This window comes from Georgfuchsia toluolica (assembly GCF_907163265.1).
Classification (GTDB): domain Bacteria; phylum Pseudomonadota; class Gammaproteobacteria; order Burkholderiales; family Rhodocyclaceae; genus Georgfuchsia; species Georgfuchsia toluolica.
In genome coordinates, this window is sequence record NZ_CAJQUM010000001.1 from 2,554,756 (window position 1) to 2,580,152 (window position 25,397).

Sequence of the window (25,397 nt, forward strand, 5' to 3'; positions counted from 1 at the left end):
CGGGTTTCCCGCATAATCGGCCCATGCCGTCCCCGACCTTCGATGTTGCCGCCTGTGCCGCCGCCCTCGGCGCGGAGGCCGCCGCGTTTTCCCTGAATGCGGTGGCCGAATGCGATTCCACCAATACGCAATTGATGCGGCAGGCCGAAGCCGGTGCGCCCTCGGCCACAGTGATCGTTGCCGACCGCCAGAGCGCGGGACGCGGGCGGCGCGAACGCGTGTGGCTTTCATCGCCCCTGCATAGCCTGACGTTTTCCCTCTTGTGGCGTTTTGCCGCCGGATCATCTGCACCGGAGGCGCTGTCGCTCGCCGTCGGGCTGGGCTTGCAGCGTGCCCTGGCAGCAGCGGGAGCGACGGCAGCGGTCAAGTGGCCGAACGATATTTTGTGCCGGGGCAGGAAGCTTGCCGGGGTGCTGATCGAGGTCCAGCCCGGCGACATTAAATCCGCGATCATTGGCATCGGCATCAATCTGCGCCTGCCGCCCGATATGCCTGCTGCAATTGCCGACAACGCGATTGCACTCGATGAAGTGCTGCCGCAGTCACCCACGCGCGAGCGCTTGCTGGCAGTCCTGCTCAGCGAGCTCGCAGCAACACTGCACCGTTATCAAAGCGAAGGCTTTGCCGGCCTGCGCGACGAATGGCAGGCCCGGCACGTGTTCCAGGGCAGCAATGTTCGAATTATGGGCGGCGGCGAAGATATCGAAGGCATTTGTAGCGGCGTTACCGATCGCGGCGAGCTTCTGATCAAAACGGAAAAAGGAACACAGCGTGTCATCACTGGCGATGTCAGTTTGAGGCCGACATGATTCTTTGTCTTGACTGCGGCAACAGCCGGCTTAAATGGGGCCTGCGTCACGATGGCGATTGGCTGGCAAGCGGCGCGTTGCCTTATGACGAGATGGCACGGCTGGCCGAACAACTGCCGGCGGACTGTGTGCCGCAACGGGTCATCGGCTGCAATGTCGCAGGGATTGAGCGGGCCGGACAAATCGAAACGGCGCTCAGTTCGATTGCTGATTTGACGATCAACTGGATCACGGCGCAGGAGGCGCAATGCGGCGTCGTCAACGGCTACGAGGTTCCCGCCAGCCTCGGCGCGGATCGTTGGGCGGCGCTGATCGGCGCGCGGGCATTGCAGCACGGTGCGGTGCTGGTGGTACTGGCCGGCACGGCGACCACCATCGATGTACTCGACGCTGGCGGCCGGCATCAAGGCGGCTTGATCCTGCCCGGGCTCAAGCTGATGACCAGCGCGCTGGCGACAGGCACGGCACAGCTGCCATTGGCCTGCGGCGAATATCAACCGTTGCCGCGCAATACCCATGACGCGATCATCAGTGGCGCGATACAGGCGACGCTGGGCGCCATATCCCGCATGTACGCCGTTCTGCCTTCGGGACAGGAAGCGGTTTGCCTGCTCGCGGGCGGCGGCGCCGATAGTTTGCAGGGGCATCTGGGCGTACCCAGTCGGCGCATCGACAAGCTGGTGCTGGAAGGTCTGGTTCGCATCGCCACAGAGCCGTCTTCCAATACTGCATAATCCGGCCTTCGCCATCGAATCGACACGCAACAAACAACATGGCAAGAACTGTTTTCCTGCTTCTGGTTTTGCTTAACCTGCTGGCGTTCGCCTGGGTTTACCTGAAGGGGGACGATCGCATCAACGCCGGCCGCGAGCCGCAACGCGCCAAGTCGGAGCTGGCTGTCGACAAGATTCGCCTGCTGACTCCAGTGGACAGTGTGCCGGAAAGCTGTCGTGCTTTTGTGGGCGCCACGGTTGTGGAGGCACAGGAGATTGCCAAGGCCTGGTCGGAAAAACTGCCCGCGGCACACATCACGGTTAACTCCGTCATGCCGCACCCGGTTTTCGATATGGTCATTGCCGGGCTTGCTTCCCGCGCCGTTGCGGAAGCCAAGCTGGTCCAATTGAAAAGCCTCGGTATCAGCGAAGCCCTCCAGGTCAAGACAGAAGATGGCAAGCGTTTTTCGGTGTTGATGGCCACCTTCACAGAGCGCGGCGCGGCCGACGAGGCGTTGAAGAACGTCGCCCAAAAAGGCGTCCGCTCTGCCGTAATCATCCAGAGGCAAGCCGCGCTGGCACAACCGGCCATCGAAGTCCGCGGCGGCGATGCCATCCTGAAACCGCTGGCCGAACTGGCTTCATTACACCGGGGCCTCACCGCAGCGCAGTGCGATGCCGCAAGAGGTGCGCCGTGAGGGGCTTCAGCGTCGGTCTGGGCGGAGGTATCGGCAGCGGCAAGAGCGCTGCTGCGGACAGGTTTGCCGAACTGGGTGCCGCCGTCATCGATGCCGATGTCATCTCCCATGAGTTGACTGGCCCCGGCGGTGCGGCAATGCCTGCCATAGAGCAGGCCTTCGGCGCGGAAGCGATGGCGGCCGACGGTTCGCTGGATCGTGCCGCGATGCGCCGCCTTGTGTTTGCTGATGCGTCGCGTCGCGCGCAGCTTGAGGCAATCCTGCATCCGATGATCCGCGCCGTCAGCGATGCGCGGCGTGATGCCGCCATCATTGCCGGAGCGCCCTATGCCGTGATGGTGATCCCCCTCCTGATCGAGTCGGGCAACCATCGGGATCGCTTCGACCGGATTGCTATCGTCGATTGCTCCGAGGCCTTGCAGGTCAAGCGCGTCATGGCGCGCAGCGGCCTTGCTGCCGCCGAGGTGGCAGCCATCCTGGCGGCGCAGGCCAGCCGCCAGGCACGATTGGCGATCGCCGACGACGTCATCCACAATGATGCCGATCTGGAGACATTGCGAACGCAGGTCGGGGTTCTTCACGCGAAGTATTGCGCATTGGCCGACAAAATGAGGGACAAAATGAGGAAAAGCGGTTGAGATTCGGTCCCGAATCGGTCAGAATCTGCCGGGTTTTCCACCGGGCGGGATTGTGATTACCTACGAATATCCTCTTAACGAGCGCATTCGCACACTGCTGCGATTGGAGGATCTGTTCGGCAAGATGGATCACTTCGTTTCCGCTCCGGATCCCGAAGATCATCATATGGCACTGGTGACGCTGTTCGAGATTCTCGAAGTCGCCGGCCGCGCCGATCTCAAGTTCGACTTGATGCAGGAACTCGAACGGCAACGCCAGATCCTGCTTTCCTTCCGCAACAACCCTGATATTTCGGAGGATGCGTTATCCGGCGCGCTCTACGAAATCGAACAGGCCGCTGCGGCGCTGCTTGCCATACAAGGCCGTCTTGGGCAGCACCTGCGCGACAATGAATGGCTGATGGCAATCAAGAATCGCTCGGTGATTCCAGGCGGAGTCTGCGAGTTTGATCTTCCCTCCTACCATTTCTGGCTGCATCGCGAAATCTCGCACCGGCAGCGGAATTTGCAGCACTGGACGGCGCCCATACTGGCCGTCAACCAGGCCATCGCCATTGTGCTGCGCCTGTTGCGGGCTTCGGGCCGGCCGGAGAATCAGGTCGCGAGCCATGGCGCTTACCAACTGATGCTGGCCGGCCGTACGGCGCAGATGGTGCGGCTCCGTCTCGGTCTTGCCGATGCCTGCGTGCCCGAAATCAGCGCCAGCAAGTATGCGCTTAACATTCGTTTTCTTGCGGCAGAGGTAGATCAACGACCCAAGCAAGTCAATGAGGATGTGAGATTCGAGCTAACCTTCTGCAACCTGTAATGCTGGTTCAGAAGTATTAACCCTGATCACAAATTCCCTGCAATTCCAATTCGCCACGGAAACGGACATTCAGATAACCCTAGAAAAAGCAGTTCACCATGACGACCACGGCGACACGGCGAAAACACAAGGCATGGCAGGCATGCGGTGCCTCACCCATCTGATGAAACGAAGTCTATTGGCAAGCTTTTGATTTTCCGCCGTCCCACAGGGATTTCCGGTGGTCATTTCCTTTGGTCATGACTCGCGGTGTCGCCGTGGTGCGTCAGGCAGCGGCGGCATTGTCGAACACCGCTGCTACCAAGGGCTCTGGCGGATATATGCGACAAATATATTTTTTGTACAACTGCCGCGGCGCAAGCCTCGGCCCAAGCGTTCCGCTGTGGCAGCAAGCTTGACCCGGAGCATGACGGAAAGTCCTGGCCAGAAGCGGAAGTCAGAGTTGTCATTCCAGTCGACCAGTGGCACGATGTTGCCATTCGATTAACGGCAAGAATCATTGTGAGTCATAAGCATCTCAACCTGCTGCGCACGATCTTTGAGGCCCCTCTCAACAGTAATATCCACTGGCGTGAGGTCGAGTCTTTATTGCATCATCTCGGCGCTACAGTTGAACCAACTCACGGCGCCCGTTTCCGGATTGTGCTGAACGGAGTGGAAGGGTTCTTGCATCATCCCCATCACAATAACGTCTGCGACAAGCAGACTATCAAGCTGCTAAAGGAGTTCTTGGCTCATGCCGGCGTAAGCCTGTCGAGCTATGAGAATGGGAAAGAATGATGTCGCGGTACTCACAGGGTTTCATCGGTCATGGCACGACCGCCGGCCAAAAGTGATATTCCTCTCGCGCATTGGCAGGATGTCCATTGAAGTGATGTAGTTGACGCAGAATAGTCAGGGCTTCCCGCCATGGGCGGATGCCGCATCCCGTCCGACCCCAGCTCGGGTTCAAGCAGCCAGGAAAACCGCTAAACTGGCGGCAATTATCCCTGTCTGCGAATGACTACCGAATCCAAGTACGCCGCACGCGTTATTGCGCTGCTCTGCATCGCCGAAGTGCTAAGCATGACCGGCTTCGCCGCTTACCCGGCCATGCTACCCAAGCTGCATGATGATTGGGGGTTCAGCAACGCTGAGGCCGGCTTCGTCGGTGGCTCAATCTTTTTCGGTTACATGCTCGCGGTGCCGTTCCTCTCTAGTCTCACCGACAGGATTGATGCACGTGGCGTGTTTGCCGCGTCGTGTTGCCTGACGGCATCCGGAACCGCCGGATTTGCATTGATGGCCAGTGGCGTGATGAGCGGAGCATTGTTCCAGGCCCTGACCGGAGCCGGACTGGCCGGCACCTACATGCCCGGGCTAAAGGTGCTTACTGATCGCGTCGAAGGCCCGCGCCAAGCGCGTTACATCGCTTTTTACACCGCGACTTTTGGGGTCGGCACCAGCGTTTCGCTGCTTGCAGCCGGCATGCTCAGTGGAACTCTATCGTGGCGCTGGTCCTTTGCGCACCTGGCGTCAGGGCCGTTGCTGGCATCGTTGGTGGTCTTGCTGGGCCTGCATGCCAAAGCCCCGCATGGCGTCCACCATAGGCCCTGGTTTCCTCCTATAGGTGCGGTCTTGCTACAGCGTGAAATACGCCGCTTTATTCTCGGCTATGCCGTGCATTGCTGGGAACTCTTCGGCCTGCGTTCATGGATGGTTGCATTTATCGTCTTCTCCTATGCGATGGCCCATGATGCGCCAGCGCTTAGTGCCACAGAAGCCGCGGCACTGATTAACTTGTTTGGCCTCGCAGCAAGCATCCTCGGCAACGAAGCGGCGGGACGAATCGGCCGCACCAAGTGGATCGCAGGAATTTTGGCCACTGCCAGCGTGATGTGTTGGCTGGCAGGGATGGCTTCGTCCTGGACCTGGTGGCTGATGCTGGCCGTACTCGCTCTCTATTTCATGGTTGTGATGGCGGATTCTGCCGCGCTGACCACTGGCTTGGTTCAAGCGTCACCTTTGGCGCAACGTGGAGCAGCAATGGCGGTGTATTCGCTATTCGGCTTTGGCGCCGGTTGCTTGTCGCCTCTTGTGTTTGGCATGACCCTGGATTTCGCCGGAGGCAGCAACTCTTCATGGGCCTGGATACTGGCTTTCGGCACACTGGGCAGTGGGGGCCTCATTTGGTCGGTGACAGCCCGCCCTGATATGAAATGACACGAAGTCTGTCAAAATTAACCATGGAGGAATGTCCAATATCCAGCACCGATTCGTTTGATTGCCTGGGGTGGTTACCATCATGGCCTTGTTCGGCCAGAAGCGGCTGGTTTGCCACCGCAGCTACTCGAACGGCGGTCCGACATCGCAGCGGCTGAACGCCGCGTCGCCGCCAATGCCAGCATCGGAGTGGCTCAGCCCACCTACTTCCCGGACCTGATGCTTGGCGCCGCCGACAACTCCGCCAGCAGCGGCTTCTCCCAATGGCTCACGGTTAACGCGCGACAGGAATTATTCAGTGTTGATCGCCCAAGAAGCGCAGCCAGATGGTTTCTTATTGCAAAACAGTGGGGATATCATCTCAAGCAGGTCGGATAATAGGTAACACGTATACATACCGCAATGGAATATCTCGTCCACCACGAAGATCATAGCTTCGGACTGGCGCTTGCAGTTTCTCTGGCATTGCATGCGTTAGTGCTATGTATCAAGCTGACTTCACCCGTCAGTGCTGTGCGTCTGCAAATGAACCCTGGCGACTCGCGGCTAGATGTGACGTTGTCAAAACAGGAGAGCCCAACAACAGCCATTCCTCTACCGCTGCACCTTCCGGCCAGCCCGAAAGAACATCGCTCCAAAATACTAACAGCACGGCCAAATAATCGAATAGCTGCCGCGACCGAGTCGTCACCGTCCTGGACTGTGGCAGAGAAGGACGAGATGGATCAGTTTCTCAACGGACTGGCCGCGCAGTCCAAGCCGCGCACGGGCCGGGAATTGGCGCAAAGAGCGCTTGCGATGGCCAGAATCATGGCGGTTCCTGAACAACCAGATAATGAGATGAAAGAGATGGCCCAGAAGTTCGTCAATGCCAGGGTCGAGCCGTTTAGTATAGAAATGTATTTCGATGCCTTGTTTCGCAAAATGAACCACAGCGCAACGATGATCCCGAATGAGCAGAGAACCAAGGGTAGGCATGTCGCGGCTGTGAGAGTTGTGGTCAATCAGGATGGCTCGGTGAAAAGCTTCAAGGTACTTTGGGCTGCTGACCAGCAGATGGAGATTGCGTACATCAAAGCAGTGGTGGATCTGGCTGCGCCGTTTCCGGTGTTTCCCCAGGATATTCGTAATGCTACCGATTCGATTGTTTTACAGATATGCATCGTGCCTAACAGCGATGGCGGTGGTGGCGGGGCTACCTTTACACGCATGTCACAAGGCCAGTCCTGCCGGGCGCGCTAGAAGATCACTGAAATCTCTCTCCAGCATGCAACCTTCAATAGTGTGCTCACGGACTGACCTAGCCTGGGCGTCGCGTGGCTGCAACGACCTTCGCAATGCAAAATTCAATCCTTATTAACCAAACCGAGGCCTCGTGTTTCAACTTAACTGGTTCGATCGTTGTCGATTACCTGGCGGTGCCACTGGCAAAAGTGAATCTGCGAAAAACATCGAAGGCCAAATCACGCCCAATCCAACATTCAACACGGATCCGCGACAGCATGGCGGTCCGGCAGATTCAGTGCGTTGCTGACATGCTGATCCAATATCAGTGCGGAACCGGAACCGCCGCTACTTGAGCGGTTGCTGATCGCGATGAATCTCACGCTGGGGTGCCGTCCCTACCCCAGCGCCATGCCGTTATGGCGCAGCAGCGCATCGGGTTTGGGTTCGCGGCCGCGGAAGGCCTTGAACGATTCGAGCGCTGGACGCGAGCCGCCAACCGAGAGGATTTCGCGCCAGTAGCGCTCCCCGGTTTGGGCGTCGAGCGTGGTGCCACTGGTTTTAGCGGCTTCCTCGAAGGCTTCGTAGGCGTCGGCGGAGAGCACTTCGGCCCATTTGTAGCTGTAATAACCCGCCGCGTAGCCGCCGCCGAAAATGTGCGAGAAGCTCTGCGGGAAGCGGTTCCATTCGGGCGGGAACACCACGGCGACTTCCTTGCGCACGGCGTCGAGCAGGGGCTTGAAGGGCTTGCCCGGCATCGGTTCGAATTCGCTATGCAGCAGCAGGTCAAAGAGGCCGAATTCGATCTGGCGCAGGGTCTGCATGCCGCTCTGGAAATTCTTCGCCGCGATCATCTTGTCATAGAGCGCGCGCGGCAGCGGCGCGCCCGTTTCGGAATGTGAAGTCATGCCTTGCAGCACATCCCATTCCCAGCAGAAATTTTCCATGAACTGGCTGGGTAATTCGACTGCGTCCCATTCGACGCCGTGAATGCCGGAAACGGCGAGTTCGTCGATGCGCGTCAGCAGGTGGTGCAGGCCGTGGCCGCATTCATGGAACAGTGTGATGACATCGTCGTGGCTGAAGGTGGCCGGCTTGCCATTCACCGGCGCGGGGAAGTTGCAGTTCAGGTAGGCCACCGGCGTTTGAATGGATCCTGCGAGTTTGCGCCGGGTGATGGCCTCGTCCATCCAGGCGCCACCGCGCTTGGTCTCGCGCGCATAAAGGTCGAGATAGAACTGTCCGATCAGTTCGCCGTTCCTGACGATGCGGAAGAAGCGCACCGCGGGGTGCCACACCGGCGCGCTGTCGGCTTCTAGCTGGACCGAAAACACTGATTCGATGACGCGGAACAAGCCTTCGAGCACCTTGGGTTCGGGGAAATACTGTTTCACTTCCTCGTCGGAGAAGGCGTAGCGTTGCTGACGCAGCTTCTCGGAAGCGTAGGCCATGTCCCAGGCTTCGAGTGGGTCGAGGCCGAGTTCCGTGCGCGCGAATTTGCGCAGCTCGGCGACATCCTTCTCGGCGAACGGCCTTGCCTTGGCTGCGATGTCGCGCAGGAAGGCGGCCACTTGTGCCGGTGATTGCGCCATTTTTGGCACCAGCGAAACTTCGGCGAAGTTGGCATAGCCGAGCAGCTTCGCCTCTTCAGCGCGCAGGGCAAGCATCTTGTCGATCAGCGGGGTGTTGTCCCACTCGGGCTTGCCAAACTCGGAAGCGCGCGTCGCATAGGCGCTGTACAGGCGCGCGCGCAACTCGCGGTTGGCGGCGTATTGCATGACCGGGATGTAGGAGGGTGCATGCAGGGTGAATTTCCAGCCCGGTTTGCCTTCTTTCTCGGAGGCGGCGCGGGCGGCGACTTTGGCATCATCCGGAATGCCGGTGAGCAGCGCTTCGTCCTCGATCCACTCGCCATGCGCATTGGTGGCGTCGAGCACGTTTTCGGAAAACTTTGCCGCCAGCGCCGAGAGTTCTTCCTGGATCTGCTTGAAGCGCGGTTTCTGTTCCTCGGGCAATTCGGCGCCGGCGAGACGGAAGTCGCGCACGTCGTTGTCGAGGATGCGGCGCCGCGCCGGGCTCAGCGTGGCGTATTCGGCGCCGTCGCGCAGCGCCTTGTACTTGGCGAACAGCGCCAGGTTCTGTCCCATCTCGGCAAAGAAGCCGGACACCTCGGGCAGCATTTCATTGTAGGCATTGCGCCATTCAGGCATGTCGTTGACTGCATGCAGGTGGCCGACCACGCCCCAGGCACGCGACAGGCGTTCGCCGGCGTCGGTCAGCGGCTGGATGAAGCCGTCCCAGCTTGCCGGCACTGCGGGCGCCGTGAGTTTTGCGATCAGGTCGCGATTCTCCGCCAGCAGTTCGCGCAGGGCGGGCGCGACGTGTTCGGGCAGTACTGCGTCGAAGCGCGGCAGCCCGGTGAAGTCAAGCAATGGATTCATGTTCAAAATCTTGTTTGAACCACGGCGACATGGTGAGCACGGCGAAATTCAAAGGCGATATAGGCTTGTCTTTTCGCCGGGGTGAATGGAATTCTTACTCCGCTGCGCCGGTAAGGCGCTCCAGCGCTTCGCGATACTTGGCGGCGGTCTTGTCGATGATGTCCTGCGGCAGATGCGGACCGGGGGCTTTTTTGTCCCAGTCCAGCGTTTCCAGATAGTCGCGCACGAACTGCTTGTCGAAACTCGCCGGGCTGGTGCCGACGCGGTATTCGGCGGCGGGCCAGAAACGCGACGAGTCCGGCGTCAGCACTTCGTCGATCAGATAGAGGCGGCCATTGTCGTCGAGGCCGAATTCGAACTTGGTGTCGGCGATGATGATGCCCTTGATTCGAGCGTAAGCGGCGGCCTCGCGATACAGGCGCAGCGTGGTGTCGCGCACCTTGGCCGCGAGTTCCGCACCGATCATTTTTTCCACCGCGGCGAAGTCGATGTTTTCGTCATGGGCGCCCATCTCGGCCTTGGTCGCCGGCGTGAATATCGGCTGCGGCAGTTGCTGCGCCAATTGCAGGCCGCCCGGCAATTCGATGCCGCACACCTTGCCGCTGGTCTGGTAGTCCTTCCAGCCCGAGCCGATCAGGTAGCCGCGCGCGACGGCTTCGATGGGGAGCGGCTTGAGACGCTTCACCACCATGGAGCGGCCGCGCACCTGTTCGCGCTCCGCTTCCGTCGCGACGACCGTTTCCGGGTCGATGCCGGTAAGCTGGCTGGGTATGACATGAGCAAGTTTGCCGAACCAGAAAGCGGCGACGGCGGTGAGCACGTTGCCCTTGCCCGGAATCGGGTCAGGCAGGATCACGTCAAAGGCCGAAAGGCGGTCGGTGACGATCACCAGCAGCTTGTCGTCACCAACGGCGTAGATGTCGCGTACCTTGCCGCGGCCGAGCAGAGGCAGGCTGGCGATGCTGGATTCAAAGAGGGGAGCGCTCACGATGAGACCTCGTCCAATGTTGCGGAAAGGGGGCAGATTATAGTCCCAAGTCAGTTCCGTCGACGGTGGCGCCGGGCTGCCTGATCCCTGGCGCAAAGACCAGGCAAGCACCAGTAGCCACGTCGATGGTGTGGTCGCTTAGAACAGGGCCGCCGCAATCATGACGAGTCCGGCCAGACCGATCAGCCAAACAAGCGTACGCAGATAAACGATACCCAGCAGGTATGCCAGAAGGTACGCAACGCGCGCCCAAAAAAACATGCCGGCGCCGAGCGCTACCTGCGCGTTGTCGATTCCGGCCACATGTGCGGTGAGGGCGAGCGCAGCGAACAGCACAAAGTTTTCCAGCGTGTTCATGGCCGCGCGATCGGCGCGACCCGACAGCGGGGTGGGCGGCGGAACATGGTCCCGGTTGCCCAATCCAATCTTCAAGCCCTGCAGGGTCCACAGGCGATTGCGGAAAAAGCTGCCCAAGAGCAGGGCCAGCAGCGTCAACGCCGCCGAGTAGATGATGTAATACAGGGTTGGCGTCATTTGGGCCGTCCTGGCCGATATTACATCTAGGTATTCGATGGCTTGTAGCCGCTGGCGGTATCCGCGCCTTCACCAAAGAAATGCTTTTGCACCTGCTCGGCCAGATACTTGCGCGCCGCCGGATCCATGAGGCTGAGACGGTTCTCGTTGATGAGCATGGTCTGCAACCTGATCCACTGCTGCCAGGCTTCCTTCGAGACGCTCTCGTAAATCCGCTTGCCAAGTTCGCCCGGCATCGGGGGAAAATCGAGGCCCTCGGCTTCGACGCCGAGCTTGATGCATTTGACGGTACGTGCCATGTCGGTTTCCTTTCAAATCAAAAAAACAAATAAAGCCACAGAGGACATGACCGAAGGAAATCCCCGTGGGACAGAGTTCGCAGGGGAGAAGCAAAACCAGGAAGTACCGGCCTGAACGGTGGGTACTTGGTCGGTGTTTCCCTGGAACAAATAAATGACTCCGGTCTTTTTTCTGTGTCCTCTGTGATCTCTGTGGCTAATCGATTTTTCAAAAATCAAATCGTTTTCATCAGTACCTTGGAACGGCGCTGGAAGTTGTACATTTCGCGTCGCGGTGCCGGCAGCATTTCTACGCCGACATCATTGAAATCGCGCTCGACAAACCAGTGTGCGGTGCGCGTGGTAAGCACGAGCAGGCGCTTCAACTTCAACTTTTTCGCGCGGGTTTCGATATGGTGCAGCAACTGCTCACCATAACCGGCGCGGCGGAATTCCGGCATCACGGCAAGGCAGGCCAGCTCCGCCGCCTTTTCCCTGGCGAAGGGATACAGCGCGGCGCAGCCGACAATGACGCCATCGTGCTCGACCACGGAGAACTGCGGGATTTCCATTTCCAGCCGTTCGCGCCCGCGCCGCACCAGCGTGCCGTCGGCTTCGAGCGGCGCAATCAGGGCAAGGATGGCGCCGACATCTTCGTGCGTGGCTTCGCGCAGCCGCGCCAGCGGCGCCCGCGTGACGACGGTACCGCAGCCGTCACGCGTGAAAAATTCCATCAGCATCGCTCCGTCGGCGCGCCGGTCAAGGAAGTGCACGCGGCCGACGCCATTGCGGCAGGCGCGCACCGCGCCGGGCAGCGCGCGCACTGCTTCGGTCGATTGCGGCACTTTTCTGGTCAGCAGCATTTCGGCCTCGTCGGCGGTAAGCGCCTCGACCAGCTTGCCCTTCTTGTCCATCAACCCTGGCGCGTCGCAAAGATAAATCAGCTTATCCGCCTTCACCGCCACGGCGACGGCCTCGGCCACCTCTTCCCAGGCCAGGTTGAAAATCTCGCCCGAGGGCGAGGCGCCGATCGGGGTAATCAGCACCACGTTTTCCTGGGCCAGGTCGGCCTGGATTTCCTCGGCGATGATCTTGCGCACCGCCCCGGTATATTGGAAGTCGATGCCGCCCACCACACCCACCGGCCGCGCGGTGATGAAGTTGCCGCCGGTGACGCGCAGGAAGGCGCCCGCCATCGGCGTGTTGGGCAGGCCCTGCGAGAGCAGCGCCTCGATTTCGATGCGCGTCACGCCCATCGCGCGCTTGACGCATTCGAGCGCGGCGGCGTCGGTGACGCGCTGACCGTTGTGGAAATGCGGCTTGAGGCCGCGCGCGCGCATCTCGGCGTCGATCTGCGGTCGCGCGCCGTGCACCAGCACGAGGTGGATGCCCATGCTGTCGAGCAGGGCGATGTCGTGGGTGATGGCCTGGGCCCGTTCGCCCTCCAGTACCTCGCCGCCAAAGGCGATGACGAAGGTCTTGCCGCGGAAGGCATGAATATAGGGCGCCGCCTGACGCACCCACGCCACGAGACGGGCGTTGGAATCGGGCGGTTCGGGCGTGGCTTCCTTATTCATGGACGGCTCCATAAGCGAGTGCCGCCAATGATAGCCTACTTAAGCGCCGCCTCCAGCCGCTCGCACAGCGTCTTCAACACCTTGATGCGGGCGAAATACTTGTCGTTGGCCTCGACCAGGGTCCACGGCGCGATCTCGGTCGAGGTGCGGTCCACCATGTCGCACACGGCCATCTCGTAGGCATCCCATTTGTCGCGGTTGCGCCAATCCTCTTCGGTGATCTTGAAGCGCTTGAAACGCGTCTTTTCGCGCTCCTTGAAGCGCTTGAGCTGTTCCTCGGCCGAAATCGTCAACCAGAACTTGACGACGATGGTGCCGTTGCGATTCAGCTGATTCTCGAAATCGTTGATTTCGGCATAGGCGCGCATCCAGTCCGCCTCGGAACAAAAACCTTCAACCCGCTCGACCAGCACGCGACCGTACCAGGAACGGTCGAAGATGACGATGCGGCCGTGGCGCGGCAGGTTGCGCCAAAAACGCCATTGATAAGGATGGGCGCGCTCTTCCTCGGTCGGCGCGGCGACCGGCACGATGTCGTACCAGCGCGCATCGAGCGCGCCGGTGATGCGGCGGATGGTGCCGCCCTTGCCGGCGGCATCGTTGCCCTCGAACACGGCGATCACCGCATGCTCCCGGAAGCGCGGATCGCGCGCCAGCAGGTTGAGCCGGCCCTGCCACTTCTCCAGCTCGCTGGCATATTTCTTCACGCTCAGTTTCTGCGTCATGTCGAGCGAGTTGATCAGGTCGCGGCCATCGAGCGCGCGCTCGAAGGGTGCGATCCGGCTGCTGACCTTCTTCTTGCCGTCCTTCTGCGTCAGGCGCCGGCGCACGGTGTCGAGCACATGCCGGGCCACGGCGATGGTGCGATAGTTCTCGTCGCTGCCGTCGATCACCGTCCAGGGCGCATAGCCGCTGCTGGTTTCGCGCAGCACGTGTTCCGAGACATTGACATAATGGTCGTAATCGTCGAACAGCTTCCAGTCGCGCTTGGACACGCGCCAGCGCGTCTTGGGATCCTTTTCGAGCGCCTTGAGGCGTTTTTTCTGTCCGTCCTTGGACAGGTGGAACCAGAACTTGATCACCAGCGCGCCTTCGTCGGTGATCATCTTCTCGAAGCGCAGGATGTCGTCGATGGCGACGGTCAGTTCTGCATGCTTGATGCGGCCGCTGACGCGGGCGACGACCGGGTCGGTATACCAGTTGCCGACGAAGATGCCGATCTTGCCCTTGGGCGGCAGCGCGCGCCAGAAGCGCCACATCGGCGGGCGTTCGCGCTCTTCGTCGGAAGGCGCCGGGAAGGCATGGGTTTCGATGTGGCGCGGGTCCATCCAGGCGTTGAGCAGGTTCGCCGTTTCGCCCTTGCCGGCGCCTTCGACGCCATTGATGAGGATGATCACCGGAAGCTGCGCCGCCTGCTTGATGTCGTACTGCATGTCGAGCAGATCGGCACGCAGTCGGGCGGCCTCCCTGGCATAGGTTTTCTTGTCGAGCTTGTGACCCAGTTCAGCAGACTCAAACATGTCTTGCTCCCTCCCTTAGTCAAACAACTCGATGGGCGGGCAAAGCCCGCGACCATCTTCAGAGGAATTACTGGTGTAGTGCTTGCGAATTGACGGTACCATGCAATAAAACTATTTGTCATTCCCGCGAAGGCGGGAATCCAGAGGTGTTATCGCGAAAAACCCATGGATCCCCGCCCGGTGTGGCCCTTGGCCATTCGCGGGGAGGACGACATTTGACTGTTGGTACAAGAATTTCAAAGCACCACACTAGCAATCACCCCATATCGCCATCAATGCCGCCAGCATCGCCAGCCCGGCCGTCTCGGTGCGCAGCACACGCGGGCCGAACCCCAAAGGCTTGAAGCCGGACAGCAGCGCAATCTCGATTTCGCCCTCTTCAAAACCCCCTTCGGGCCCGACCAGAATCGTGACCGAACCTTTCGGCCTGGGCAGATCGCGCAGACGCTCGCCTGCGCCCGGCAGCAGCAACAAGCGTAACTCATTCTCCGCCGCAGGCTGTGCCAGATATTGAGGAAGATCATGCAAGGGCGAGATATTGGGCAGCATATTGGCGTTGCATTGTTCGCAGGCGGCGACCACCACATTGCGCCAGTGAAGCTGGCGCCGCGCCAGTTTCTCGCCGGACAGGCGCACCACGCTGCGTCTGGCGACGACCGGCTGGATCACGGCAACGCCGAGCTCCACCGCCTTTTGCATCACCCAGTCCATCTTGTCGGCGGCCGGCAGCGCCTGCACCAGGGTTACCCGCAACTCGGGCGCATGGCTGGCCGGATCGAAACGATCCAGCGCGACATGCACAGTTGGCTTCATGCGCACGATATGCGCCGTCCATTCCCCGCCGCGCCCATCGAACAGGCGCACCTCGTCGTCCGGCTTCAGGCGCAGCACGTTCGCTGCATGATGGGCTGCTTCGGGCGGCAGATCGACCGAAGCGCCGGGGGCGAGCAGACTGGGGGTGAAGAAGCGGGGAGACATTGGCCGATTATAGGGCGGGAGGGCGGCGCGGTTTCCCGATCGCGCCCGTTCCGCGCGGCGGAGCTGGCCGGTAATGCAAAACGAATACTGCCGCGGCAAGTCGAATCACATGAACTTTTGGCTGTGGGCCAGCGTCACGCCACAGCCGGGAAATCGTGGTCTGCCCCCTATTACGTATGCTATTACGTGCCACGCTCCCTCAATCATTCCTGCAAAGGCACCACTGCCTCGCTGCCGCAAACATTACGGCTTGCGCAGCGGGAAAATTTATGCTAATGGGATCAAACAATACATTCGGCATTTTGGCAAGCGCGGCGGCAGCTTGCCGTTTTGTCGCCCAAAACAGGCCCGGATTTGGAAAAGAAGGCGAAATCGCCGATAATTGGCGACTTCCTCATGTTCTTGCTGCATCGCCATGTCCGCATCGATCACTGCCGCCGCGTTAATCGCCCCACATGAACGTGTTGGCGCGATACGCGCGCAGGACAGGGATGCCGTGGCGAAGGCCACGTCGCGCCACCCCGGCGCGCCGCCAGACTTGGCCGAGTTTCCTGCGCCCCCGCGGGCCTTCTGAAAATCCCCTTATCGCGCAACACTGCCGCATCACTTTTCCCGTATTTTCGTTCAACTCTATGGAGTGCAACCCATGACTACGCAAGCACCAGCCCGGCCCAAACCAGACGACTATTTCAGCGATTGGAAAAAGCGGGAGGCCTTGGCGGAAGCGATGATTCCGATTATCGGCAAGCTGTATCGGAAAAACGTCGCTTGCTATATGTACGGCAGACTGCTCGTCAACCGGTCTGTGATCGACATCATGAAAGCTCACCGTTTTGTAAGACAGGTCGAGCAAAACGAACTTTCCGAATTTGACAGTTATCCCGTATTTGAGGTGTTGTCCGAACTGGAACTGGGTTCCAGTCATGTTGACGTTGGCCAGATAGCGGCCAAGTACAAGAAATACAAGGGGCCGCTGTCACTCACCGAATTCGTCAAGAATGAGGTCAGCGGCGCCATCGGCAGCTCCTATAAACCCATTCCCAAACCGGTTGACGTTGTGCTTTACGGCTTTGGCCGAATCGGCAGGCTATTGGCCAGAATCATGATTGAAAAGGCGGGCGGCGGTGACGTGCTTCGTTTAAGGGCGGTCGTGGTCCGCAAAGGCAAGGGCAGCGACATTGTCAAGCGCGCCAGCCTGCTGCGCCGCGATTCCGTGCATGGATCATTCCACGGCACCATCCGTATCGACGAAGACACCGACACCTTCATCGCCAACGGCAACGAGGTGAAAATGATTTACGCCTCCTCGCCGGCCGAAATCGATTACACCAAATATGGCATTCATGATGCGATTGTCATCGACAATACCGGGATGTGGCGCAGCGAAGAAGATCTGTCACAGCACCTGAAATGTCCGGGTGTGGCCAAGGTTGTTCTGACCGCGCCAGGGAAAGGCAAGCTGAAGAATGTCGTATTCGGCGTCAACGACAACATCATCACGCCGGATGACAGGATTGTTACCGCCGCGTCCTGCACCACCAACGCCATCGTGCCGGTGTTGCGCGTCATGCATGATCACTTCGGCATCGTGCACGGTCACGTTGAAACCGTGCATTCCTATACCAATGACCAGAACCTGATCGACAACTACCACAAGAAGGAACGCCGCGGCCGCAGCGCTGTGCTCAATATGGTGATCACCGAGACCGGCGCCGCCAAGGCCGTGGCCGGCGCGCTGCCCGAGCTGACGGGCAGGATAACCGGCAATGCGATACGGGTACCCACGCCGAATGTCTCGATGGCCATCCTTAATTTGCTGTTGGAAAAAGAGTCCACTGTCGATGAGGTAAATGAGGTGATGCGGCAGGCCGCGCTGCATTCGCCACTGCGCAAGCAGATCGATTACACCAATTCGCCGGAAGTGGTCTCTTCCGACTTTATCGGTTCCCGCCATGCCTGCATCTTCGACTCCCAGGCGACCATCGTCGATGGCAAGAACGCGGTGCTGTATTGCTGGTACGACAACGAATTCGGTTATTCGATGCAGGTGCACCGCATTGTCGAAAGGCTTGCCGGCGTCAAATACGACGTGTACCCCAAGGACGATCAATAGCGGCTTCGTTGCGCGGGTGCCACGGGAGGGAAGCCGGCGCCGCCGGGCCGGCAACCCCCCTCGTTTGTCAAGAACTTCCTGATGGTTCGCGTGGGTACATAAGCGTGCTCACGCAGCCGCCCTCTCCCTGGCTCCTCGCCCGCTTTGCGAGGCAAGGGAAGAAGGCTTTTGCTTCGCGCCGCCAAAAAGAAAAATCACTTATCCACCCGCCGATTTCACCGATAATCACGACTTGTTCCGCCCCACCGACCAAGGGAAACAGATGTCATCCTCCACTTTCAGCGACTTCGAGCCGCCCGTGTTCAATAATCTTACCAGCGCGATTCGCGCGCTCGCCATGGATGCCGTGCAAAAGGCCAACTCCGGCCATCCCGGCGCGCCGATGGGCATGGCGGAAATTGCCGAAGTGCTGTGGAACCACCATTTGCGGCACAATCCGGCCAACCCCAAATGGCCGGGACGCGACCGTTTCGTGCTTTCCAACGGCCACGGCTCGATGCTGCTCTATGCCCTGCTGCACCTGACCGGCTACGATCTGTCAATCGACGACATCAAGCAGTTCCGCCAGTTGCACAGCAAAACCCCCGGCCACCCGGAATATGGCTACACCCCGGGCGTCGAGACCACCACCGGCCCACTTGGTCAGGGCATTGCCAACGCCGTCGGCATGGCAATGGCCGAGAAACTGCTGGCCAACGAATTCAACCGTCCCGGGCACGAGATCGTCGATCATCGCACCTGGGTCTTTCTCGGCGATGGTTGCCTGATGGAAGGCATTTCGCACGAGGCCTGTGCGCTGGCCGGCACCTGGGGGCTGGGCAAGCTGACCGCCTTCTGGGATGACAACGGGATTTCCATCGATGGCCATGTCGAGGGCTGGTTTACCGACAACACGCCACAGCGCTTCGAGGCCTATGGCTGGCATGTGCTTGCCAATGTCGACGGCCACGATCCCGAAGCCCTGCACGCCGCCATCAGCGCCGCCAAGGCTGTCACCGACAAGCCCTCGCTGATCTGCTGCAAAACCGTGATCGGCGCCGGCAGTCCCAACAAGGCGGGTACCCACGACGTGCATGGCTCGCCACTGGGCGAGGCCGAAATCGCTGCAGTACGCCCGCATATCGGCTGGAATTTTGCCCCCTTCGAGATTCCCCAGGATGTCTACGACATATGGAATGCAAAGAAGAAGGGCGCCAAGCTGGAGTCCGACTGGTGCCAGAGACTTGACCTTTACGCCAAGGATCATCCTGATCTCGCCGCCGAATTCAAGCGCCGCATGGCCAATGAACTGCCCGCCGCCTGGCCCGAACATGCCAGGAAAGCCCTTGCCGAGATCAACGCGAAAGCCGAAACCGTTGCCACCCGCAAGGCCTCGCAAATCGCCATCAATGCCCTGGCGCCGGCACTGCCCGAGTTTGTCGGCGGTTCGGCCGACCTGACCGGCTCCAATCTCACCAACTGGGCCGGTTGCCGCCACGTCGCCGGCAAGACGCCCGGCAACTACATTTCCTACGGCGTGCGCGAATTCGGCATGGCGGCAATCATGAACGGCATGGCGCTGCATGGCGGCATCCTGCCCTTCGGTGGCACTTTCCTGATGTTTTCGGAATACGCCCGCAATGCCCTGCGCATGGCGGCGCTGATGAAGCAGCGCGTCATTCATGTATTTACCCACGATTCCATCGGTCTCGGCGAAGACGGGCCGACGCACCAGCCGGTCGAGCAAATCGCCACGCTGCGCATGATCCCCAACATGGCGGTGTGGCGTCCCTGCGATACTGCCGAAACCATGGTGGCCTGGATCAGCGCCGTTGAAAGACATGACGGCCCGACCGCGCTCGCGCTATCGCGCCAGAACTTGTCTTTCGTCAAGCGCGATGCGCAAACCATAGCCAACATCGCGCGCGGCGGCTACATCATTTCCGAAAGCCAGGGCACGGCCCGCGCCGTGCTGATCGCCACCGGGTCGGAAGTCGAACTGGCGCTGAAGGCGCAGGCTGCGCTCCAAGCGCAAGGCATTCCCGCGCGCGTGGTCTCGATGCCCTGTACCAGTCTGTTCGATGCGCAGGATAAGGCGTATCGTGACAGCGTGCTGCCGCAAGGTATCGCGCGTGTCGCCATTGAAGCCGGCGTAACTGCCGGCTGGTACAAGTACGTCGGGCTCGACGGCGCCGTCATCGGCCTCGACCGTTTCGGCGAGTCGGCCCCGGCCGGCGTGCTGTTCAAGGAATTCGGCTTCACCGTGGAGCATGTCGTTCAGGCGGTGGCGTCGGTGCTGGTTTAGCGTAGTCACTTCTCCCAAGGAGATTTATCATGACTATCAAGGTGGGTATCAATGGCTTCGGCCGCATCGGCCGCATGGTGTTCCGCGCGGCGCTGCAGAATTTCCCCGACATCGAAATCGTCGGCATCAATGATCTGTTCGAGCCGGATTACCTGGCCTATATGCTGAAATACGATTCGGTCAATGGCCGCTTCAAGGGCGAGATTGCGGTCGACGGCAATACCCTGATCGTCAATGGCAAGAAGGTCCGCCTGACGGCCGCCAAGGACCCCGCCGAACTGAAGTGGAACGAGATCGGCACCGATATCGTCGTCGAATCCACCGGCCTGTTCCTGACCAGGGAACAGGCTGCCCGGCACATTGCCGCCGGCGCCAAAAAAGTCATCATGTCGGCGCTTTCCAAGGACGACACGCCGGTGTTCGTGTTCGGCGTGAACGACAATATCTATGCCGGCCAGCCGATTATTTCAAACGCATCGTGCACCACGAACTGTCTCGCTCCCGTGACCAAGGTGCTCAACGACATCTGGGGCATCAAGCGCGGCCTGATGACCACGGTGCACGCCGCCACCGCCACGCAAAGGACGGTTGACGGCCCGTCCAACAAGGACTGGCGTGGCGGGCGCGGCATTCTTGAAAACATCATTCCCTCCTCCACCGGCGCCGCAAAGGCGATCGGTAGGGTCATTCCCGAGCTCAACCACAAGCTCACCGGTATGTCGTTTCGCGTGCCAACCTCCGACGTGTCGGTCGTCGATCTGACCGTCGAGCTCAACAAGGAAGCCTTGTACCCGGACATCTGCGCCGCCATGAAGGCAGCTTCCGAGGGCGCCATGAAGGGCATTCTCGGCTATACGGAGGAGATGGTTGTTGCCACCGATTTCCGCGGCGAGTCCTGCACTGCGGTGTTCGATGCCGCAGCCGGCATCGCGCTGGACAGCACCTTCGTCAAGGTCGTCGCCTGGTACGACAACGAATGGGGCTACTCCAACAAGGTGCTGGAAATGGTTCGCGTCATGGCCTAAAAATCGTGAGGAGAGATGAGTGAGGGGTGAGGAGTAAAACCCCTCGTTTTTCGCTCCTTACTCCTTACCACTAACTCCTCGCTGCGAAGCTATGAAATTCATCAAACTTACCGATCTCGATCTCAGGAACAAGCGCGTATTCATTCGTTCCGACCTCAATGTGCCGGTCAAGGATGGCAAGATAACGTCCGACGCCCGCATCACCGCTTCCATGCCGACCATCCTGCACTGCCTTAAGGCAGGCGCGAAGGTAATGGTCACTTCCCATCTCGGTCGCCCCGAGGAAGGCGTATTCACCGAGGAAAATTCGCTCAAGCCGGTGGCCGACGTGTTGTCCGCCAGGCTCGGCCGTCCGGTGCGCCTGATTCGCGACTGGGTCGACGGCGGCTTCGATGTCGCGGCAGGGGAAATGGTTCTGCTCGAGAACTGCCGCATCAACAAGGGCGAGAAAAAGAATGTCGATGAGTTGGCCCGGAAGTACGCGGCACTGTGCGACATCTTTGTCATGGACGCTTTCGGTACCGCGCACCGGGCCGAGGCCTCGACCCACGGCATCGCCAAGTTCGCGCCGGTCGCCTGTGCCGGCCTGCTCGTCGCGGAAGAACTCGACGCCCTGACCAAGGCCCTGCTCAATCCCGCGCGGCCGATGGTGGCGATCGTCGGCGGCTCGAAGGTGTCGACCAAACTCACCGTGCTTGAATCGCTGTCCGAGAAAGTGGACCAACTGGTCGTGGGCGGCGGCATTGCCAATACCTTTTTGCTGGCTTGCGGCAAAGTCATCGGCAAGTCGCTCTGCGAAACCGATCTGGTGCCAACCGCCCAGGCCCTGATGGAAAAGATGACCAAGCGCGGCGCCACCATCCCCATCGCCGTCGACGTGGTGGTGGGCAAGAATTTCGCCGCTACCGAGCCGGCGGTGCTGAAGGATGCCGGCGCCGTCGTTGCTGACGAGATGATTCTCGACATCGGCCCGAAGAGCGCGCAGGAGCTGGCCGATATCATCATGCAGGCCGGCACGGTTGTGTGGAACGGCCCGGTCGGCGTGTTCGAGTTTGACCAGTTCGGCGAGGGAACGAAGAAGATCGCCAAGGCGATTGCCGAGACCAGGGCCTTCACCCTGGCCGGCGGTGGCGACACCATCGCCGCCATCCAGAAATATGGCATCTACGACAAGGTGTCCTACATTTCGACTGCCGGCGGCGCCTTCCTCGAATTCCTCGAAGGCAAGACATTGCCTGCGGTAGAAATACTTGAGCAGCGTGCCGCCAAGTAGATAGACCATGCAACGCGCCACCAAAATCGTCGCCACGCTCGGCCCCGCTTCCTCGGACCGTGAATCGCTGGCGGCGTTGGTGGCGGCAGGCGTCAACGTGGTACGGCTGAATTTTTCCCACGGCACGGTGGACGATCATCGACGTCGCATCGAATTTCTGCGCGATATTTGCAAGGAGCGGAATCGCACGGTCGGCGTGATGGCCGACCTGCAGGGGCCGAAGATCCGCATCGGAAAGTTCGCCAACGGGCCGATCCAGATCGCGGCCGGGCAGATCTTCATTCTCGACACGTCATGCAAAATGGGAAATGCGGAACGTGTCGGCCTCGACTACCCCGAGTTGATCAGGGATGTCGCCGTCGGTGACGTGCTGCTGTTCGACGACGGTCGCGTGGTAATGGACATCGAGCGCATCGAAGGCGGGCAAATCTTCTGCCGCAATCGCCATGCTGGCGAACTGTCGAACAACAAGGGCATCAACAAGCAGGGTGGCGGCCTCTCGGCGCCGGCACTGACAGCAAAGGACATCGAGGACATCAAGACCGCTGCTGAACTGAACGTTGATTTTGTCGCCGTTTCCTTCCCCAAGACGGGCAGCGACATGCGTCAGGCGCACGAATTCCTCACCGCCGCCGGTTCCGATGCGCTGGTGGTTGCGAAGATTGAAAGAGTGGAGGCGATTGCCAATCTGGAAGACATTCTTGACGCCACCGACGGCGTGATGGTGGCACGCGGCGATCTCGCGGTCGAAGTCGGAGACGCGGCAGTCCCCGCCCTGCAAAAACGCATCATTCGCAGTGCGCGCGAACACAACAAGTTCGTCATCACCGCAACGCAGATGATGGAGTCGATGATCCACAGTCCGGTGCCGACGCGGGCCGAGGTCTCCGATGTCGCCAATGCCGTGCTCGACGGCACCGATGCGGTGATGCTCTCGGCCGAAACTGCTTCCGGCGACTATCCGGTGCAGACCGTCGAAGCCATGGCGCGCGTTTGCGTCGCGGCGGAAAAGTCGAGGGAGGTCTCGCTCGACAAGGACTTTCTCAATCGCATATTTACCCGCATCGACCAGTCGATCGCCATGGCCGCGCTGTTTACCGCCTATCATCTCGACATCAAGGCCATCGCCGCACTCACCGAGTCCGGCGCGACGGCGCTGTGGATGTCGCGCCTCAACTGCGGCGTGCCGATCTACGCGCTGACCACCCAGGCGCGCACGCGCTACCGGGTCAGCCTGTTTCGCGATGTCACGCCGATCCTGCTCGAATATGCCGACAAGGATCGCGAAGAGCTGCTGCAACTGGCGGAGGCGGCGCTGATCGGGGCCGGCGCGGTCAAGCCCGGCGACCTGATCGTGCTCACCATCGGCGAACCGATCGGCCAGGCCGGTGGCACCAACAGCCTTAAAATCGTCAAGGTCGGCGAGTCCCGACCGGTTCATTAGCTCCACACTTTTTTAGGAGAACATCATGCCTTTCGTTTCCATGCGCCAACTGCTCGACCACGCTGCTGAAAACAATTACGGCCTGCCTGCCTTCAACGTCAACAACATGGAACAGGTGTGGGCCATCATGGAGGCCGCCAGTGAACTCGATGCACCGGTCATCATGCAGGCCAGCGCCGGCGCGCGCAAATATGCCGGCGAGCCCTTTCTGCGTCACCAGATCCTGGCCGCGCTGGAGGCCTATCCCAACATCCCCATCGTCATGCACCAGGATCACGGCCAGTCGCCTGCGGTATGCCTCGCCGCCATCCGCTCCGGCTTCACCAGCGTGATGATGGACGGCTCGCTGATGGAAGACGGCAAGAGCGTCTCCAGCTACGAATACAACGTCGACACCTCGCGCAAGGTGGTCGATATCGCCCATGCCATCGGCGTCACCGTCGAAGCCGAACTGGGCTGCCTCGGCTCGCTCGAAACCATGAAGGGCGACAAGGAAGATGGTCACGGCGCCGAAGGCACCATGACCAAGGAGATGCTGCTGACCGATCCGGAACAGGCTGCCGACTTCGTCAAGAAGACGCAATGCGACGCGCTCGCCATCGCCATCGGCACCTCGCACGGCGCCTACAAGTTCACCAAGAAGCCCACTGGCGACATCCTCGCCATCAGCCGCATCAAGGAAATCCACGCCCGCATCCCGAACACCCACCTCGTCATGCATGGGTCATCCTCGGTGCCGCAGGAACTGCTGGCCGAGATTCGCCAGTTCGGCGGCGACATGAAGGAGACCTACGGCGTGCCGGTGGAGGAAATCCAGGAAGGCATCAAGCACGGCGTACGCAAGATCAATATCGACACCGACATCCGGCTCGCCATGACCGGCGCCATTCGCCGCTACTTCGTCGAGAACCCTTCCAAGTTCGATCCGCGCGATTACCTCAAGCCGGCCCGCGAAGCGGCGAAGAAAATCTGTCTCGCGCGTTACCAGCAGTTCGGCTGCGCCGGCCAGGCGAGCAAGATCAAGGCGGTGCCGCTGGACAAAATGGCCGAGCGCTACAAGAAGGGCGAACTGAACCAGATCGTCAAATAAGTTCGCGCCTGAAGCGCCGAGGGCAGCAATCGCTGCCCTCGCTTCAGCGCCCGCGCGTCAGCGTTTTAACGCCTTCGGCCGCCGCAAGCAGCAACACATCCGCACCCTGCCGGGCGAATAATCCGTTGCAGACCACGCCGGCGATTTGATTCAGTTCGGTCTCCAGGGCTACCGCGTTTCCGATGCTGAGTCCATGCACGTCGATAATGACATTGCCGTTGTCGGTGACGAAGCCTTGGCGCAGCCGGGGTTGGCCGCCGAGTTTGGTGAGAGCGCGCGCGACCTGGGAGCGCGCCATCGGGATCACTTCCACGGGGAGCGGGAATTTTCCCAACGTCCTGACCAGTTTGCTCTGATCGCAGACACAGACAAAAGTCGTGGCCACGGCGGCCACGATTTTCTCGCGCGTGAGTGCGCCGCCGCCGCCCTTGATCATTTCCAGTTTGTCGTTGATCTCATCGGCGCCATCGACATACACCGGCATCTCCGACACGTCGTTGAGATCGAAGACCGGGATGCCGTATTTTTCCAGCCGCTGCCGGGTCGCTTCCGAACTGGCGACCGCGCCCTCGAGGCGGCTCTTGATGGCGGCTAGTTCGTCAATGAAGAAGTTCGCCGTCGAGCCGGTACCGACACCGATGATGGCGCCGGCGGGAATGTGATCGGCGACATAATCCCGTGCGGCGCGCGCGACGGCTTGCTTGAGTTCGTCCTGGGTCATATCGGCTCCTGGTGTTCGCGTGAAAGAACGTAAAACGAA

Annotated in this window: 24 protein-coding genes; 16 read left to right on the plus strand and 8 right to left on the minus strand. The window is 60.3% G+C overall.

All coding sequences use genetic code 11. From position 1 onward, the window contains the following. Positions 1-23 precede the first annotated feature (23 nt). The 9 genes from K5E80_RS12140 to K5E80_RS12180 all read left to right on the plus strand — a co-directional run bounded on the left by K5E80_RS12140 (position 24) and on the right by K5E80_RS12180 (position 7,110). Positions 24-809: a biotin--[acetyl-CoA-carboxylase] ligase gene (locus K5E80_RS12140; RefSeq protein ID WP_220636400.1), complete on the plus strand. Its 786-nt coding sequence runs from the start codon at positions 24-26 to the stop codon at positions 807-809. After that, a complete protein-coding gene (locus K5E80_RS12145) occupies positions 806-1,543 on the plus strand; it encodes a type III pantothenate kinase (protein ID WP_220636401.1) in 738 nt (245 codons plus the stop codon). The genes K5E80_RS12140 and K5E80_RS12145 overlap by 4 nt, the downstream gene beginning before the upstream one ends. Before the next feature lie 38 nt (positions 1,544-1,581). Continuing rightward, positions 1,582-2,220, plus strand: a complete 639-nt coding sequence (locus K5E80_RS12150; RefSeq protein ID WP_220636402.1) for an SPOR domain-containing protein — start codon at positions 1,582-1,584, stop codon at positions 2,218-2,220. Continuing rightward, positions 2,217-2,858, plus strand: coding sequence for a dephospho-CoA kinase (gene coaE / locus K5E80_RS12155; protein ID WP_220636403.1), 642 nt, complete (start codon positions 2,217-2,219; stop codon positions 2,856-2,858). The genes K5E80_RS12150 and coaE overlap by 4 nt, the downstream gene beginning before the upstream one ends. Before the next feature lie 52 nt (positions 2,859-2,910). Beyond that, complete coding sequence (gene zapD / locus K5E80_RS12160) at positions 2,911-3,666, plus strand: cell division protein ZapD (RefSeq protein ID WP_220636404.1); 756 nt, start codon at positions 2,911-2,913, stop codon at positions 3,664-3,666. A gap of 249 nt (positions 3,667-3,915) precedes the next feature. Further along, a complete protein-coding gene (locus tag K5E80_RS16780; protein WP_246590971.1) occupies positions 3,916-4,446 on the plus strand; it encodes a type II toxin-antitoxin system HicA family toxin in 531 nt (176 codons plus the stop codon). Positions 4,447-4,665: 219 nt separating this feature from the next. Further along, positions 4,666-5,868: an MFS transporter gene (locus tag K5E80_RS12170; RefSeq protein WP_220636405.1), complete on the plus strand. Its 1,203-nt coding sequence runs from the start codon at positions 4,666-4,668 to the stop codon at positions 5,866-5,868. 111 nt (positions 5,869-5,979) lie between these two features. After that, positions 5,980-6,246, plus strand: coding sequence for a TolC family protein (locus tag K5E80_RS12175; RefSeq protein ID WP_220637385.1), 267 nt, complete (start codon positions 5,980-5,982; stop codon positions 6,244-6,246). A gap of 24 nt (positions 6,247-6,270) precedes the next feature. Beyond that, positions 6,271-7,110: a hypothetical protein gene (locus K5E80_RS12180; protein ID WP_220636406.1), complete on the plus strand. Its 840-nt coding sequence runs from the start codon at positions 6,271-6,273 to the stop codon at positions 7,108-7,110. 380 nt (positions 7,111-7,490) lie between these two features. Here the strand turns inward: K5E80_RS12180 and K5E80_RS12185 are convergent, their stop codons facing one another. From K5E80_RS12185 to K5E80_RS12215, 7 genes are all read right to left on the minus strand, one after another. Then, on the minus strand, positions 7,491-9,533 hold the full coding sequence (locus K5E80_RS12185) for a M3 family metallopeptidase (RefSeq protein WP_220636407.1): 2,043 nt from the start codon (positions 9,531-9,533) through the stop codon (positions 7,491-7,493). Between the two features lie 94 nt (positions 9,534-9,627). Beyond that, positions 9,628-10,521, minus strand: coding sequence for a phosphoribosylaminoimidazolesuccinocarboxamide synthase (locus K5E80_RS12190; RefSeq protein WP_220636408.1), 894 nt, complete (start codon positions 10,519-10,521; stop codon positions 9,628-9,630). 138 nt (positions 10,522-10,659) lie between these two features. Next, positions 10,660-11,055, minus strand: a complete 396-nt coding sequence (locus K5E80_RS12195) for an MAPEG family protein (RefSeq protein WP_220636409.1) — start codon at positions 11,053-11,055, stop codon at positions 10,660-10,662. A 26-nt stretch (positions 11,056-11,081) separates the two neighbouring features. Continuing rightward, complete coding sequence (locus K5E80_RS12200; RefSeq protein WP_220636410.1) at positions 11,082-11,354, minus strand: oxidative damage protection protein; 273 nt, start codon at positions 11,352-11,354, stop codon at positions 11,082-11,084. 215 nt (positions 11,355-11,569) lie between these two features. Next, positions 11,570-12,910 carry an amino-acid N-acetyltransferase gene (gene argA / locus K5E80_RS12205; RefSeq protein WP_220636411.1) on the minus strand — a complete coding sequence of 447 codons (1,341 nt, stop codon included), beginning with the start codon at positions 12,908-12,910 and terminating at the stop codon, positions 11,570-11,572. 35 nt (positions 12,911-12,945) lie between these two features. Then, the gene (gene pap, locus K5E80_RS12210; RefSeq protein ID WP_220636412.1) at positions 12,946-14,430 is read right to left on the minus strand and encodes a polyphosphate:AMP phosphotransferase; all 1,485 of its coding nucleotides are present in this window, start codon (positions 14,428-14,430) and stop codon (positions 12,946-12,948) included. Between the two features lie 249 nt (positions 14,431-14,679). Further along, entirely contained in the window at positions 14,680-15,408 is a 729-nt protein-coding gene (locus K5E80_RS12215; RefSeq protein WP_220636413.1) for a 16S rRNA (uracil(1498)-N(3))-methyltransferase, read from the minus strand. Between the two features lie 415 nt (positions 15,409-15,823). On the opposite strand from K5E80_RS12215, the gene K5E80_RS12220 reads away from it, so the two are divergent. The 7 genes from K5E80_RS12220 to fba all read left to right on the plus strand — a co-directional run bounded on the left by K5E80_RS12220 (position 15,824) and on the right by fba (position 24,637). Further along, complete coding sequence (locus tag K5E80_RS12220) at positions 15,824-15,982, plus strand: hypothetical protein (protein WP_220636414.1); 159 nt, start codon at positions 15,824-15,826, stop codon at positions 15,980-15,982. 72 nt (positions 15,983-16,054) lie between these two features. After that, entirely contained in the window at positions 16,055-17,521 is a 1,467-nt protein-coding gene (locus tag K5E80_RS12225) for a glyceraldehyde-3-phosphate dehydrogenase (protein ID WP_220636415.1), read from the plus strand. Between the two features lie 262 nt (positions 17,522-17,783). Beyond that, entirely contained in the window at positions 17,784-19,805 is a 2,022-nt protein-coding gene (gene tkt / locus K5E80_RS12230) for a transketolase (RefSeq protein WP_220636416.1), read from the plus strand. 29 nt (positions 19,806-19,834) lie between these two features. Continuing rightward, positions 19,835-20,830 carry a type I glyceraldehyde-3-phosphate dehydrogenase gene (gene gap, locus K5E80_RS12235; RefSeq protein ID WP_220636417.1) on the plus strand — a complete coding sequence of 332 codons (996 nt, stop codon included), beginning with the start codon at positions 19,835-19,837 and terminating at the stop codon, positions 20,828-20,830. Positions 20,831-20,921: 91 nt separating this feature from the next. After that, the gene (locus K5E80_RS12240; RefSeq protein WP_220636418.1) at positions 20,922-22,103 is read left to right on the plus strand and encodes a phosphoglycerate kinase; all 1,182 of its coding nucleotides are present in this window, start codon (positions 20,922-20,924) and stop codon (positions 22,101-22,103) included. A gap of 7 nt (positions 22,104-22,110) precedes the next feature. After that, positions 22,111-23,547, plus strand: coding sequence for a pyruvate kinase (gene pyk / locus K5E80_RS12245; protein WP_220636419.1), 1,437 nt, complete (start codon positions 22,111-22,113; stop codon positions 23,545-23,547). Positions 23,548-23,572: 25 nt separating this feature from the next. Continuing rightward, on the plus strand, positions 23,573-24,637 hold the full coding sequence (gene fba, locus K5E80_RS12250; RefSeq protein WP_220636420.1) for a class II fructose-bisphosphate aldolase: 1,065 nt from the start codon (positions 23,573-23,575) through the stop codon (positions 24,635-24,637). Between the two features lie 43 nt (positions 24,638-24,680). Here the strand turns inward: fba and rpiA are convergent, their stop codons facing one another. After that, on the minus strand, positions 24,681-25,358 hold the full coding sequence (gene rpiA, locus K5E80_RS12255; protein WP_220636421.1) for a ribose-5-phosphate isomerase RpiA: 678 nt from the start codon (positions 25,356-25,358) through the stop codon (positions 24,681-24,683). Positions 25,359-25,397: the final 39 nt, after the last annotated feature.

What these genes read in the sequence shown, in the direction of transcription:
- K5E80_RS12140 (WP_220636400.1), top strand. Translation starts at nt 24, where the DNA reads ATGCCGTCCCCGACCTTCGATGTTGCCGCCTGTGCCGCCGCCCTCGGC.
- K5E80_RS12145 (WP_220636401.1), top strand. Translation starts at nt 806, where the DNA reads ATGATTCTTTGTCTTGACTGCGGCAACAGCCGGCTTAAATGGGGCCTG.
- K5E80_RS12150 (WP_220636402.1), top strand. Translation starts at nt 1,582, where the DNA reads ATGGCAAGAACTGTTTTCCTGCTTCTGGTTTTGCTTAACCTGCTGGCG.
- K5E80_RS12170 (WP_220636405.1), top strand. Translation starts at nt 4,666, where the DNA reads ATGACTACCGAATCCAAGTACGCCGCACGCGTTATTGCGCTGCTCTGC.
- K5E80_RS12180 (WP_220636406.1), top strand. Translation starts at nt 6,271, where the DNA reads ATGGAATATCTCGTCCACCACGAAGATCATAGCTTCGGACTGGCGCTT.
- K5E80_RS12185 (WP_220636407.1), bottom strand. Translation starts at nt 9,533, where the DNA reads ATGAATCCATTGCTTGACTTCACCGGGCTGCCGCGCTTCGACGCAGTA.
- K5E80_RS12195 (WP_220636409.1), bottom strand. Translation starts at nt 11,055, where the DNA reads ATGACGCCAACCCTGTATTACATCATCTACTCGGCGGCGTTGACGCTG.
- K5E80_RS12200 (WP_220636410.1), bottom strand. Translation starts at nt 11,354, where the DNA reads ATGGCACGTACCGTCAAATGCATCAAGCTCGGCGTCGAAGCCGAGGGC.
- argA (WP_220636411.1), bottom strand. Translation starts at nt 12,910, where the DNA reads ATGAATAAGGAAGCCACGCCCGAACCGCCCGATTCCAACGCCCGTCTC.
- pap (WP_220636412.1), bottom strand. Translation starts at nt 14,430, where the DNA reads ATGTTTGAGTCTGCTGAACTGGGTCACAAGCTCGACAAGAAAACCTAT.
- K5E80_RS12215 (WP_220636413.1), bottom strand. Translation starts at nt 15,408, where the DNA reads ATGTCTCCCCGCTTCTTCACCCCCAGTCTGCTCGCCCCCGGCGCTTCG.
- K5E80_RS12220 (WP_220636414.1), top strand. Translation starts at nt 15,824, where the DNA reads ATGTCCGCATCGATCACTGCCGCCGCGTTAATCGCCCCACATGAACGT.
- K5E80_RS12225 (WP_220636415.1), top strand. Translation starts at nt 16,055, where the DNA reads ATGACTACGCAAGCACCAGCCCGGCCCAAACCAGACGACTATTTCAGC.
- tkt (WP_220636416.1), top strand. Translation starts at nt 17,784, where the DNA reads ATGTCATCCTCCACTTTCAGCGACTTCGAGCCGCCCGTGTTCAATAAT.
- gap (WP_220636417.1), top strand. Translation starts at nt 19,835, where the DNA reads ATGACTATCAAGGTGGGTATCAATGGCTTCGGCCGCATCGGCCGCATG.
- K5E80_RS12240 (WP_220636418.1), top strand. Translation starts at nt 20,922, where the DNA reads ATGAAATTCATCAAACTTACCGATCTCGATCTCAGGAACAAGCGCGTA.
- pyk (WP_220636419.1), top strand. Translation starts at nt 22,111, where the DNA reads ATGCAACGCGCCACCAAAATCGTCGCCACGCTCGGCCCCGCTTCCTCG.
- fba (WP_220636420.1), top strand. Translation starts at nt 23,573, where the DNA reads ATGCCTTTCGTTTCCATGCGCCAACTGCTCGACCACGCTGCTGAAAAC.
- rpiA (WP_220636421.1), bottom strand. Translation starts at nt 25,358, where the DNA reads ATGACCCAGGACGAACTCAAGCAAGCCGTCGCGCGCGCCGCACGGGAT.